The following is a 12,808-nucleotide window of genomic DNA, read 5'->3' as shown; positions in this document are numbered from 1 at the left end:
CCCCTCATATGTAAAAATTAACAGTTAACATATTGTTAATTATTTGAATTGAAAGTTTTTCTTTTAATAGCGTGCTGTATAGATTGGCTTCATCACATTCATTTCAACAAACCGGTAGAGCTTTGTTGGTTTTTTAGACGTTCTCGTCGTTGTTTTTCCGTCTACTTCTTCAATAAATGGCAGCATTCTTATTTTTCGTGCAAAGGCCTGATCACTTTTAATCGCTGCATCATCCGTTACGGTAAGCAGCACAGCCTGCAGCTCAGAGTATGTAAACTGAGAAGGCAGAAATTTCTGGGCAATGGTCGTTTGCAATAAATCTTTCTTAATTTCCTTGATTGCATCTCGAATGATGATTTCATGATCAAAAGCTAAAGGCAATGAAAAGATTTCATCTATTTTAAACAATTCAACTCGAGCAGCATCATCATTCGCTTTTCGCTTTATTAGACTATCTTCTGGAACGATTGCATAATGTGCGTTTGTAATGACCCATCCTCTATCGTCCCTGCCAGGCTCATCATAGACACCATAGTGTTTTAAATGAATATCCTTTACGCCCGTTTCTTCTTCGAGCTCTCTTTTAGCCGCTTCAAAAGCTGATTCATTAGGATGGACAAATCCGCCGGGAAGCGCCCACTTTCCTGCTTCGCTGTTCTTTTCTCCCTCTGCATTCACCATTGCTCGTTGGATAAGCATTAATTTCAAACTCATTTTAGGTGGTTTGTATGGTTCTTTTTCTTCCGTCACAATCGTAAATACAGCAATATCTGACGTATAGCCATAGGGTTTAGGGTATTCTTTTTTCGTTTGATTCGTCATTGCTTTATTGTTCGACATTCATCATTTCTCCTGATCGCTCTTTTTACAATTAACAATATGATTAATGTTAATTATATTTGTTTTATGGAAAATGTCAATACTTTTCCCACTAATTATAAAGAGAAGGTAATTTATGTTGTAAATAACGTTATGTTTCGTATTTTTTAGATTTTATATGCATAAAAAGCTGAGTGAAGAAGTTCTAATTTGCCTCCTCCCTCAGCTTTTTTTCCTTTTAATTAACGTGCTGCTAAACCAATCATCATTTTACCGTCTTTAAAATACTCAATTACATAGTCAACAGACGGACAGTAAATAAATGCTTCTTCGGTCAGATCAGCTGTTTGTTGAAAAAACAGTAAAGCCTGAGCTAAATCGACGCTTACAGCTTTAGTTGCTCGTTTCCAGAATAAAACAACCTGATGTTCATTTATATTCATCTCTTGAAGCCATTTTTTGATTTCTTCAATATGCCGGGTGGACTTTTTAATTAATACTTTTCTCCAATTAATTTGCATGATTGTTAAAAAAGGAAAGGTGTTTGAAAGTTTTTCGAAGTAAATGCTTGTCTGCCTTTTTGTTAGCAAATCTGCACTGTTACCCAATGTTTGAATATAATGTTCTACTTTTGTCATAATCATCCTCCAGTCGAAATTGGAGTTTGCTAGAATTTTCAGGAACAATCTCTACTCTTCTTGCTAAAAATCCTGCAGCTTTCCAACCGTGCTTTTTCTCAACAATTTTGAAATTTCACCTTTTTATACAAATTATTCAAAATAATTTGTGTATTTTAGTTTACCATAAAACTTAACCTTTGACTTTGATTATGTAGAACCTTATTTGTGTTTTGTCCAAAGAGCGAATTTCATAGAAGAAAAGCTATAAAAAAGTTGACATTAACATTTATAAAAGTTAATATACTTACCAAAAGTAACTTAATTGCATATAACAAACAAGGTGAAGAAAATGAACTATCAAACAGATGTGTGTATAATAGGAGCCGGACCAGGCGGTGCTCTACTGGCCTATCTACTGGCTAAACAAAATATATCAACTATACTGATAGAGAGATCTGATGAGCTTGGAAAAGAATTTCGAGGCGAACATTTAAATGAAGATGGAGAAATGATTCTTAAGAAACATCATATATTTGAAGAAATTGAAAGCTTAGGCCTCCTTCGAATGTCTAGGGTCGAATACTGGAAGGATGGACATGTATTCAAAACGATAGAATCTGAACTTGGACATGCAGGAATTCATGTTCCACAGCAGCATCTCCTTCAGTCTATAAATAGCCAAGCAAGCATCCACCCCTCCTACAAGCTTATGCTGGGCACAAAAGTAACAGAGCTAATGCAGAATGAAAAAGGCCAATATACTGGAATAAAAGCTCAGCAAAAAGGCCGGGGCGAAATAATAGTTGAAAGTAAAATCATTATTGGAGCAGATGGTCGATATTCAACTGTTCGCAAACTCGCGCACATAAAAAACAATATCCACAATCATGGATACGATTTGCTTTGGGCGAAAATTCCTGCACCTGCCAATTGGGAGCCTTCTATTAAATTTGCACTTGTGAAGCAGCAGCAGGTGGCGCTTTTTTCTCAAGCAAAAGGCTTTGTTCAAATCGGATGGAATATTGAAAAAGGCAGCTATCCTGCTCTTCGAAAACAATCGTTTAGACCGTTTATTCAGCGTTTAATAGACGCTTTCCCTAGCTTAAACCTTTCAATAGAAAGGTTTATTACGTCGTGGTCAGACTTTACGCTTCTTTCTGTGCAAAGCAGCATAAGCGAAGTATGGTCAAAGCATCACCTGTTATTATTAGGGGATGCTGCTCATACGATGACTCCTACTGGTGCTTTTGGATTAAACGAGTCATTAAAAGATGCTGACTTACTGTCTGACTTACTGCATCAAGTTTTTTATCAAAACAAAGAAATTTCAGAAACATTGAGACAGTTTGAACAGAAAAGAAAGCCTAAATTAATAACTCTTGAACGTATTCAGTTTCAGCGAGAAAAAGAATTCTCGTCCCATTTTATTTCTTCTTAAGCCTAAAAAAAGAGATTCCATAGATAAATGGAATCTCTTTTTTGCAATCATGATTTTTTAGCAGTTATTCTATGTAAGTTCTCTTTTATGTATACTCCGCGAAGTTAATCTTGCTTTGCCCGCTGCCATTTTTGAAATTCAAGAAATTGTTTAAACTGCTCTTTGCTTATTCCTGACTCCGCTGCTTCTTTTGCTAACTCAAGCCACTCATCATCAATATCCAACGATTCAGATTTATCCATAGGCTCATGAATCAATCTATCAATACTCACGTTCAATGAGGTAGAAATTTTGTTTAGAAATTGAATAGATGGGTTGAGCTGAATTCCTCTTTCTACTGAAGATATGTACGATTTAGCAACACCCGCTCGGTTTGCAAGTTCTGTTAGCGATATTCCCTGTTTCGTTCTGAGATCTCGAATACGTTGGCCAATTGTCATTTTAATCACCCTTACTAATGCTTACTTACCGATAATAATACCATAATTTCACTTTACCGTGCATTATAAATAAACGTTCTTACTGTAAAGGGATGATTATACATCTAGTGGACATAGCTTGAGACTCGCTATAAAGGTTATCTATGCTCAGAGAATTCTTTATTTCCTTACTAGTGTATCGGCTAAGAATTTGAGCTAATACTTTGTAAAAATTGTCTAACTTCCTCGATGCTTATACCTGTTTGTTTTGCTTCCATTATGAGCATAACCCATTCTAAGTCTAACGTATTTTCGTCTTTAAAATTCATAATTCTCCTCCTTTCTTCTTTTTTCGAAATTGATAACGTTTTCTTTTTTCTGTTTTTGGGCATTCTCCCTTATTTCTCACTATGGTTTTACAGTATAATGGATATTACTAGAACATTAGACATTTTTAAATTACTAAAAAGCACCCATTTTTTGTCTATTCTTATCATAATAATTTTACCTTTACACAAACGCTACAGTTAGACACTAGGAGGATTGTTTTTATGCCTTTTCTGCATACGGCGACTGCACCAATTAGTTCCTCATTATTTAACAACGATTTATGACGATTGGTTCCTTGATATCCGAGTAAAAATAGAGATTATTCTTCTTGACTTATTAATCTGGATGAAAGAATGGCTTTGTGAGAATGGAAAAGTTTCAAAATCCGTATTTTTACTCATTAAATTTATTGATTTAGTAGAAGAAAAGGAATTCATTTATGATGAAATTGTCGATTGCTATATCAAGCTCGATAACAATGAAAAATCAGAGTACTGGCTGAATCAAAAAATGCGGTATTTATTTGAATAAAAAGGATGTGAATGCATGAATTCGTACTGTGAGATGGTGTTTAATCAAATAAACGTTAACATCCATTCTCTAACCGCAATCATTAATGACGTTACAGAAGAAGAGCTTGCTTATCGTCCCCTCCCTCACAAGCGGTCTATTCAAGAGCTGCTGCAGCATTTATGTCTCATTTGCAGTGCAGACTATTATATTTCCTTAGGCTACTCTGCAGCTAAAATGAATGACTTTTATTTGCAACATCCAGCTTATACAAAGCTTGAACTCAAAGCAGCTTTAGTAGAGGGCTTCAATCAGCTAAAAGCAGTTTACTCTTCTTTTGACGAACAAAAGCTATTTTCACTGCAGACATCCTATTGGGGATGCACATATACATGTTTTGAGTGGCTGCTTGAAATTCAGTCTCATTTATACCATCACCGTGCAGAACTGTATACGCTTCTAACCTGTTACCGCAGAAACGGATTGGATGTAGTGCTTTTTGAGTGATATAATTTTTTACTCTCTATATTTTCGTAGATTTTTAGAGGCCTAAGGGAAGCTTCTTTTATTTACCATTTTCCATCCATTATGAAATATAATAGGAGAAATAGTAATAGCTTTTGTATATAGAAAGCATTAAAAGAAAATGAGGTTGGGTTATGAGAGAAACAATCGTTGCAGCTTTAAAGAAAGTTGAAGAAGATTACGACGTAAAAGTATTATACGCTTGTGAATCTGGAAGTAGAGCGTGGGACTTTCCATCTAAAGATAGTGATTATGATGTTAGATTTATTTATATTCATAAGAGGAATAAATATTTAAGCATTGATCCAATGGGTGTAGGTAAAAAGCGAGATGTAATAGAGCTACCTATTAATGGCCTATTAGATGTTAGCGGCTGGGACTTAACCAAGACATTAAAACTTTTTAGAAAATCAAACCCGCCCTTACTAGAATGGATGCAATCAAACATTGTATATTACAAGGCGTATTCAACATTTGATAAAATGAAAGAACTACATTCTAACATCTTTACTCCTACTTCTTGTATATACCACTATTTAAATATGGCTAGAAATAACTTTCGAGAGTATTTACAAGGTGACGAAGTAAAAATCAAAAAATATTTTTATGTTTTAAGACCTGTGTTAGCTGCTAAGTGGATTGAGCAATATAACGAATTTCCTCCATTAGAATTCTCTATTCTCTTAGAGAAACTGTTACCAGAAGGAGAATTAAAAGAAGAGGTTAGCAAGCTGTTAAAGCGTAAAATTAGTGGTGATGAGTTAGATTTAGAACCATGCATCAATGTTATTAATGAATTTTTAAACTTAGAAATTGACCGTTTAGACAAATACGTCAGAACTTTATCCGTAGAATTAGATGACCCTACATATGAATTAGATCAATTGTTTAGAGATACTTTAGACGAAGTTTGGAACTAAGTATAAAACAAAAAGGCTTATCCCTAATGCAAGTAGCGGCGGATAAGCCTTTTATTTATAATTTCTATTAAAGCGGTATATTATTATTCGTATTTTTTGTTTCATTTAAATAGCTCTCCACATATATTTGTTCTGCATCTGTAGCATTTTTAATTCCATCCTCGGGACTAAATTCAATGCTTCTCCTTATTGCTACACGATCTGCAATGTAACCCATTGCTAACAAAAAAACTATACATCCGCCTGCCCACAGCCACATTGTCATTTTAATACCCCCTTTTTCTTCTTTAGTTCACCTAGCGTCGCGTAATACAGCATATATCCTCCGACTGTATATTAAACGTTTTTCCGCAAAAAGGAATTTAAATTAAAATCCCCTATACTTACTATACGTTATAGCATGAAGAAAAGTTTCAGAAAATTACATTAATAATTTTCGAGTTGATTTTCAACAAATCTGATTATAATTTTTTATGTTTCATCCTAAATAATTTCAAAACTGTTGCCAATCTATCTACAAAGCATTTGAGGCTTTACGCCACTTCAAACAGATCTACTATTATTGCCAGGTCAGGTGCATTAATTATGGGCTTAATGGGACCTATCCCCGGTAAACTGTATGATAAATACGGTATTCGTGTATTAGCAATAGTTGGTCTTGTAATTACTTCTTATGCTACATATGAATTCACTAAACTTACTGGTGGAACTCCATAAAGCCACATCTTAGGCATTTATATCTTACGTTTGTTCGGTATGTCATTAATTATGACTGCAGGTATGAACCAATTACCTCAACATTTAATTTCTCACGGTACAGCTTTAAGTAATACAATTCGTCAAGTTGCAGGTTCAATTGGTACGGCTTTACTCGTTACAATTACGACACAGCAAACTACTGAACATCTTTCAAACTACACTAATACACTAACAACTAACAATGATTTCTTTAGTAGTCAACTTAGTCAGTTAGGTAATAGCGGTATTGTGTCGCTATATGCTAAAGCAATAAAAACTTCGACTATAGATGGCATTAACGATGCATTCTTATTTGCTACATTATTAGGTCTGGTTGCACTTTTACTCTCTTTCTTCTTGCGTACACCAAAGATCAATAGAGAGAAATAATAAAAAGCCGTTTCTTTGGTTAAGAAACGGCTTTTTATTTTAATAAACAATCGTATTTAAAGCATATATTTTACATTTGGATATCATATTTAGATTCAAATGCAGACACTTTTTCTTTAGCATCTAAAAATTGTGTTTCAGCAGCTTTTGTGTTTTCTTCTAAAGTTGATTTATCCTTACCACTTTCTTTTTGTAGAACTTCTAGCATTTCAACTTGTTTATTTAATGACGAAGTTACGCTAGTGACTGCGGAATTCAATTGATTATATTCTTCAGTACTAAAGCTAGCTTTATATTTCTCCAACTCTTCCTTAATAAGCTTTATTCTTTTCATAGGCATTCCTTGTATAGACTTAATAGCCTCAGTTGCGTCTGCATCAATTTTTTCATAATCGTAGCTATCTGCATTAAAATCTTTGTCTAACTCAATAGTGTTTACTGCATTAAAGTGCTGAGTAATATCGGCTTTAGTTAATACAATATGCATATGAGTACCTATAGCAGCTTCGTACACATCTACTGCCGAACCGTAACGCTTTTGAGCTTTTATTGCTTGATTATTACTTAAATGGTCTATCTCAGTTTTTAAGTCTTTTAAGTGTTTGTCTAGTTCGCCATCATCGCCTTGAAGAATATTCTTGCTTTCAATTGACTTTGCAAGTATGTTAAAGGCTGCTTCAAAAACAAGATAATCATCAGATTCCATATATCCTTTTTCTTTTGTATATTCTTCATACTCACTCTCTAATTTAAAGAGTTTTTGTTCGAGTTTCTTCTGCTCTTTCCCCATTTGTTTCTGCTCTTGCTTAGCAGATCCTTGTTTTTGTTCTTCTTTTGTTGACCCACAAGCTACTAAACTAATAGATAGCAAAGATGCTACAAGTCCTAGGCCGATTCTTCTTAATTTTTTCATTTGTTTCTCCTTTTTTTGGTATGTAGTTTTTTCATCCAACAATGATAGCATATATTATGTACTCCAAAAGAACGATTTTAGTAAAATTATCAAGTTTTCTATAGATGAACCATTAAAAGCAACAGTATTTTATCTGTTAGTAGCAGCTTTAAAAACCTCTTATCTGCAGTTTTACTAACAATTACTTAATTAATAGACCTTTTATCTGACGCGCAATGAAACTAACTAGAAAAAAAGTAAAAACCGTTTCACTGTTTAGAAAACGGTTATTTACTTTAACATATAATTCTATACTTAGAGTTAATTTGATATTTCAACCCCCTATTTCTGATTCAAAATAATAAATTTACAATTTTTTTAGCGCACTGACTTGTTTTTCTAAAGTGGAAAATTAACCATTTTATTCATAAAAATAGTACTATTTTCAAGAGGAATCTTTTATTTCTCCTGAAGATAGTACTACACTATATTAGATAACCTTTATTTTTGTTTTAATTGTATAATATGTATCTGCTAAGAGTCCTACTGCAAGTCCGCTAATCATCCCGTATGGTAATACACCTGGTACATTTTGATAAAAAGTGCCGATTAACATCGCAGCTAGGATGCCGAAAAGTACGCCTATCACAATATGCGAACCAAACTTCACCTGTTTTGCGGTATACATTCTTCCTCCTCCTCACTTTTTTTCCATTATATCACAACAGCATCGTTTATTTAATGATAACTGAGCGAGGAATGCGAATGTAATAAAACTGTAACCTTATATAACTATTTTAATACTACTCTTCTGGCGAATAAAATGTCATATGAGGCTTGTCTTCTTGATAATACGCTAAACGGTCTTGGAGCGTACCGGTGTGAAATTCAAATTTATGACCGTCCAGATCCGTAAAATAAATAGATTTTCTGTCTCTTTCGTCGCGGTTTCTTCCCGGTAAGATGGTTACATTATGCTGTTTTAACAGTTCTCTTGCTTCGTCAAAGTTTTTAATAGAAATAGAAAACGCTAAATGAGTATACGAATACTGAATGTCTGATCTAGGAATATTTTTTTCTTCGTTTAACGCCAGCCACAGTCCATTCAGACTAAAGTAAGCGGTGGATTTTCCTTTCACTAAAAGTTCCGCTCCTAGCACTTTCTGATAAAATATGATGGATTGTTCTAAATTTGACACAGAAAAGCACATATGATTAATTCCTTGAATCATCTTTACCCCTCGCTTTCTAGAAAAAAGTACTTCTTTCTATTACATAACTTTCCTTTTAGCATCTATTTTACTGAAAAAACATACTTTTTGCCATGTAAAGAGCTACTCCCCAAATCATACATGCAGAAGCCTTATTCACCCAAATCATTATTTTCCCATTTGAATCCATTTTTCCTACTGCTTTTCCTGTAAAAGCTAAGGACAAAAACCATATCCATGAAACGGATATTGTCACCAGCGTAAAAACCCACTTTTCCTTTCCGCTGTACAGTAGAGAATTTGTTCCAATCACGCCCATAATATCCATCAGCGCGTGAGGATTTAGCAGAGATACAGAAGCAGCAAATAAAATTTGTGCTTTCACCGTCATTCCTTCCTTTACTGACGTTTTTGACGGTTTGCTCTTCCACGTCACAAAGCCCATATACGCTAAAAAAAGAAGACCTATTCCAAAAATAAGCGTTTGAAAAAATGAAAAAGCAGCGGCTGCTGCTGAAACTCCCAGCACTGCTACTAGAATTAAAATCGTATCACAAACAGAAGCCGTGAAAACTACGGGAAGCGCCTGTTTGAACGTTCGTTGATTGGCTCCTTGATTAAAAACAAACACATTTTGTACCCCTAAAGGTAAAATCAAACCGAATGCTAACAATAAAGCATGTATAACCACTGTAAACATGTTGTTCTCTCCTTTCTCTTTTATACTACAATTGACATCCCCTGTTGTCTCCATCCAAGTTTTGATTTATAATACCAACCAAATTATAAAAAGGTGGTCTCACATGAACTGGACTCCAGATCCGGCTGATAAAAAGCCAATGCACAAACAAATTCAAGAGTATATGAAAGAGAAAATCATAAATGGAGAGTGGCCTATTGGAACTAAAATTCCTTCGCAGCGCCATTTAGCTGCTAGCTTTTCTGTAAATAGAAGCACGGTGGTGACAGCAACCGAAAACTTAATTGCTGAAGGACTGCTCAGCGGAAACAAAGGCGGTGGCACCAAAGTTATTAACAATACGTGGAGCTTACTAGCATCAGGTTCTCACATGAACTGGAATTCGTATGTAGAAGCAGGAATATACCGACCAAATTCTCCGACTATCCGCCATATTAACGAAGCTGAATTTCAACCGGGCATTATTCGTTTAGGAACTGGAGAGTTAGCACCTGACCTGCTTCCTTCCCATCAGCTTTCGGAACTATTTAGCGGAATTAATCATAGAAGCGTACACTTGGGCTACGAGCACCCAAGAGGAAATGATGAACTCCGACAAGAGTTAGTCAAGCATGTAAAAAAACGAGGCATTGAAACTTCTCCTTCATCTATTTTAATTGTATCCGGTTCACTTCAAGCCCTTCAGTTAATTTCAATCGGCCTGCTGCCTCCAGGTGCCAATATATTAGCTGAAAAACCTTCTTATCTTTATTCTCTACCGTTATTTCAGTCCGCACAAATGAAAATAACGGGTGTTTCGTTAGACGAAGAAGGAATTCATTTAGCTTCATTAAAAGACCAACATGAAAAAGAAAAAGGTACAGCTTTATATACAATACCGAACTTTCATAACCCCACCAATGTAACGATGAGTGAAAAAAGGCGCCAAGAGCTGCTTCGCCAGTGTGAAAGAATGCATTTGCCTATTATTGAAGATAATGCTTACGGAGAGCTTTGGTTCCATTCACCGCCTCCACTTTCCTTAAAAGCTCAAGATAAAAATGGAATGGTTCTTTATTTAGGAACGTTCTCTAAAACATTCAGTCCAGGATTTCGAATTGGATGGATTATAGGGCCTGAACATGTAATTGAGCGATTAGCTGACCTTAAAATGCAAGTTGACTACGGAGCCAGTTCCTTATCTCAATGGGCTGCTGCTGAAGCTCTCAAAACCGGACTCTATGACAAGCATGTGGCCAGCGTACGCTATAAATTAAAAGAAAAATGTCAGCAAACACTGGCTATTCTAGAGAAGTATTTGAAGAATCTCGCTGTGTGGAATGCTCCGAGCGGTGGTTTTTATTTTTGGCTTACGCTGCATAAGCCTGTTTCGATGCGGAAGTTATTTAAGCACTGTCTCGACGAAGGAGTTCTTTTAAATCCAGGCGCATTGTATGACCATGAGACTTCACAGCATATCAGAATATCCTTTTCTTATGCGACGCTTGCAGAATTTGAATACGGCATCAAAATAGTCGCAAAAAGCCTTAAGAATCTTTACAAGTGATTCTTAAGGCTTTCTTGTGTTAACGGCAGCTTTATAAAAAAAGTGAGCTTATTATGCTGACGATCCGCTCGTATCTCTCCTTGATGCAGCTGAATAATTTGTTTTGCAATAGCCAGTCCTAAACCTGAACCATTCGCGTCCGTTCTTGATTCATCACCTCGATAAAATCGATCAAACAACTTTTCTACCTCAATTTTTTCACTGATGTTAATGCTGTTCCTAAAGGAAATAACTATGTAACCCTCGTCAATCTCCTGATTCACCTCTAATAAGGAAGGCTTTTTGCTGTATTTCTTGACATTTTCAAGCAAGTTTTGAAATACTCTTACCATTTTTTCCACATCAATAAATGCATTCCATTCACAAGCAAAGTTAGTCTGAACATCAATGCCTTCTCTTGTTAAAATTGGCTCGTACTCTCCTATTACCTGTTGAAGCAAACGTTTCATATCGACCTCATTTCGTTGAAGCTGAAGATCAGGACTCGTTAATTTTGTATAGTCGAACAATTCTTCTATTAAATCAGTTAAGTATTTTGCTTTTGAATCAACAATATATAAGTAGCTATATAATGTTTCATCATCCATACTTTCTCTTTTTTTGATTAAATCTAGGTACCCCACGATGGATGTTAACGGCGTACGCAAATCGTGAGATACACTGGATATTAGCTGATTTTTCACTTGCTCCAGCTCTCGTTCACGATCAAATTTTGTACGGAGCTGCGCAGACATTTTGTTAATGTTTTGGCTTAATTCAGCCAGTTCGTCTTTTCCTCGTACATGGATGGTTGCGCCTAAATCTCCATTTGAAATTTTTTGAACTTGTTTAGAGATTTCTTTCAGATAACGAATATGGGAACGAATAAGTGCTAAAAAAACAAAAACAAAGACCACAACGGCGATAAAGAAAAGTCCAAACGCCAATACATTATATGCAGGGACATTCATTTTCTCTTCTTGTATATACCTGCTCAAAACAAACCTAGCAATTAAAATAAAAATTAAATTGGTAGCCAAAAAACTTATAATGATAGCAAAAAGAAGCTTTACACTTATTCTTCTCATATTCTGTATCCTACGCCCCATATGGTTTTAATATAAATTGGCTTTTTCGGATTATCCTCAATTTTTTCGCGAATCTTTGTAATATGAACCATTACAGTATTATCCGATTTAAAAGCATCTTCTTGCCATACGGCTTCATATATTTTCCCCATACTCATCACCGTTCCTTTGTGGCGTACCAGCAGCTCTAAAATATCAAACTCTTTTGGTGTTAAACGAATCTCTTGGCCGCGCACAAAGACAAGCCGGGTGCTGCGGTTAATTTCCAAATCGCCAATTTGAATAATATCGCGCTCAGCACGTTCATTGTATTTTTTATAGCGTCTAATTTGTGATTTTACTCGTGCGATGAGCTCGAGAGGATTAAATGGTTTTGTTAAGTAATCATCTGCGCCTGCTGTTAACCCAGAAATCTTGTCCATATCTTCTGACTTAGCCGACAGCATAATAATGGGCATGTTTTTTTCTTCACGTATTTTAAAAGCAGCATCGATTCCATTCATCTGCGGCATCATAATATCTAATATAATTAAATCTACTTCTTGTTCCTCTAAAAGCGCTAATCCACATACAGCATTAGAAACTTTCAGCGCTTCAAATCCTTCATTTTCTAAGTAAATAGCAATTAAATTACGAATTTGCTCATCGTCATCTATAATTAAAATTCTGTCTTTCATTTACAA

Annotated in this window: 16 protein-coding genes and 1 pseudogene; 6 read left to right on the top strand and 11 right to left on the bottom strand. The window is 35.2% G+C overall.

All coding sequences use genetic code 11. The features are described from left to right. Positions 1-63: 63 nt before the first annotated feature. The gene (locus tag BG04_RS22285) at positions 64-840 is read right to left on the bottom strand and encodes an NUDIX domain-containing protein (RefSeq protein WP_034652452.1); all 777 of its coding nucleotides are present in this window, start codon (positions 838-840) and stop codon (positions 64-66) included. 221 nt (positions 841-1,061) lie between these two features. Next, positions 1,062-1,457 (bottom strand): CDI toxin immunity protein, encoded by a 396-nt coding sequence (locus tag BG04_RS22280; RefSeq protein WP_034652455.1) that lies wholly within the window; start codon positions 1,455-1,457, stop codon positions 1,062-1,064. 331 nt (positions 1,458-1,788) lie between these two features. On the opposite strand from BG04_RS22280, the gene BG04_RS22275 reads away from it, so the two are divergent. Then, positions 1,789-2,877, top strand: a complete 1,089-nt coding sequence (locus BG04_RS22275; protein WP_034652458.1) for an FAD-dependent monooxygenase — start codon at positions 1,789-1,791, stop codon at positions 2,875-2,877. Between the two features lie 104 nt (positions 2,878-2,981). Here the strand turns inward: BG04_RS22275 and BG04_RS22270 are convergent, their stop codons facing one another. Together BG04_RS22270 and BG04_RS29995 are read right to left on the bottom strand one after the other, a co-directional pair. Beyond that, a complete protein-coding gene (locus BG04_RS22270) occupies positions 2,982-3,317 on the bottom strand; it encodes a helix-turn-helix domain-containing protein (protein ID WP_013056901.1) in 336 nt (111 codons plus the stop codon). A 182-nt stretch (positions 3,318-3,499) separates the two neighbouring features. Beyond that, positions 3,500-3,625 carry an anti-repressor SinI family protein gene (locus BG04_RS29995; protein ID WP_075420012.1) on the bottom strand — a complete coding sequence of 42 codons (126 nt, stop codon included), beginning with the start codon at positions 3,623-3,625 and terminating at the stop codon, positions 3,500-3,502. 214 nt (positions 3,626-3,839) lie between these two features. Here BG04_RS29995 and BG04_RS22265 point away from each other — a divergent pair, with 214 nt between their 5' ends. The 3 genes from BG04_RS22265 to BG04_RS22255 all read left to right on the top strand — a co-directional run bounded on the left by BG04_RS22265 (position 3,840) and on the right by BG04_RS22255 (position 5,581). Beyond that, complete coding sequence (locus tag BG04_RS22265) at positions 3,840-4,157, top strand: hypothetical protein (RefSeq protein WP_034652461.1); 318 nt, start codon at positions 3,840-3,842, stop codon at positions 4,155-4,157. Between the two features lie 15 nt (positions 4,158-4,172). Then, complete coding sequence (locus BG04_RS22260) at positions 4,173-4,643, top strand: DinB family protein (RefSeq protein ID WP_034652464.1); 471 nt, start codon at positions 4,173-4,175, stop codon at positions 4,641-4,643. A 152-nt stretch (positions 4,644-4,795) separates the two neighbouring features. Continuing rightward, positions 4,796-5,581, top strand: a complete 786-nt coding sequence (locus BG04_RS22255; RefSeq protein WP_034652466.1) for a nucleotidyltransferase domain-containing protein — start codon at positions 4,796-4,798, stop codon at positions 5,579-5,581. Between the two features lie 67 nt (positions 5,582-5,648). Here BG04_RS22255 and BG04_RS22250 read toward each other — a convergent pair whose 3' ends face one another. Then, positions 5,649-5,846, bottom strand: coding sequence for a hypothetical protein (locus tag BG04_RS22250; protein ID WP_013083020.1), 198 nt, complete (start codon positions 5,844-5,846; stop codon positions 5,649-5,651). A 234-nt stretch (positions 5,847-6,080) separates the two neighbouring features. On the opposite strand from BG04_RS22250, the pseudogene BG04_RS31460 reads away from it, so the two are divergent. Further along, positions 6,081-6,709, top strand: a pseudogene (locus BG04_RS31460) (efflux MFS transporter permease); the annotation flags it as partial. A gap of 70 nt (positions 6,710-6,779) precedes the next feature. Here the strand turns inward: BG04_RS31460 and BG04_RS22240 are convergent. From BG04_RS22240 to BG04_RS22225, 4 genes are all read right to left on the bottom strand, one after another. Further along, positions 6,780-7,622 (bottom strand): hypothetical protein, encoded by an 843-nt coding sequence (locus BG04_RS22240; RefSeq protein WP_034652470.1) that lies wholly within the window; start codon positions 7,620-7,622, stop codon positions 6,780-6,782. 469 nt (positions 7,623-8,091) lie between these two features. Next, positions 8,092-8,289, bottom strand: a complete 198-nt coding sequence (locus BG04_RS22235; RefSeq protein WP_013083017.1) for a hypothetical protein — start codon at positions 8,287-8,289, stop codon at positions 8,092-8,094. 115 nt (positions 8,290-8,404) lie between these two features. Beyond that, positions 8,405-8,833 carry a metallothiol transferase FosB gene (gene fosB, locus BG04_RS22230; protein ID WP_034652472.1) on the bottom strand — a complete coding sequence of 143 codons (429 nt, stop codon included), beginning with the start codon at positions 8,831-8,833 and terminating at the stop codon, positions 8,405-8,407. A 67-nt stretch (positions 8,834-8,900) separates the two neighbouring features. Then, on the bottom strand, positions 8,901-9,512 hold the full coding sequence (locus BG04_RS22225) for a LysE/ArgO family amino acid transporter (RefSeq protein ID WP_034652475.1): 612 nt from the start codon (positions 9,510-9,512) through the stop codon (positions 8,901-8,903). Between the two features lie 103 nt (positions 9,513-9,615). Here BG04_RS22225 and BG04_RS22220 point away from each other — a divergent pair, with 103 nt between their 5' ends. Further along, positions 9,616-11,058, top strand: coding sequence for an aminotransferase-like domain-containing protein (locus BG04_RS22220; RefSeq protein WP_034652478.1), 1,443 nt, complete (start codon positions 9,616-9,618; stop codon positions 11,056-11,058). On the opposite strand, the gene BG04_RS22215 is transcribed toward BG04_RS22220, so the two are convergent. Both BG04_RS22215 and BG04_RS22210 read right to left on the bottom strand, forming a co-directional pair. Continuing rightward, positions 11,049-12,125, bottom strand: coding sequence for a HAMP domain-containing sensor histidine kinase (locus tag BG04_RS22215; RefSeq protein WP_034652481.1), 1,077 nt, complete (start codon positions 12,123-12,125; stop codon positions 11,049-11,051). The genes BG04_RS22220 and BG04_RS22215 overlap by 10 nt on opposite strands. Further along, positions 12,122-12,802, bottom strand: a complete 681-nt coding sequence (locus BG04_RS22210) for a response regulator transcription factor (RefSeq protein ID WP_013083012.1) — start codon at positions 12,800-12,802, stop codon at positions 12,122-12,124. The genes BG04_RS22215 and BG04_RS22210 overlap by 4 nt, the downstream gene beginning before the upstream one ends. Between the last annotated feature and the right edge of the window lie 6 nt (positions 12,803-12,808).

Source organism: Priestia megaterium NBRC 15308 = ATCC 14581 (genome assembly GCF_000832985.1).
Taxonomy (GTDB): domain Bacteria; phylum Bacillota; class Bacilli; order Bacillales; family Bacillaceae_H; genus Priestia; species Priestia megaterium.
Note: the sequence above shows the minus strand (reverse complement) of the source record. Positions and strands in the feature narration are given on the sequence as shown.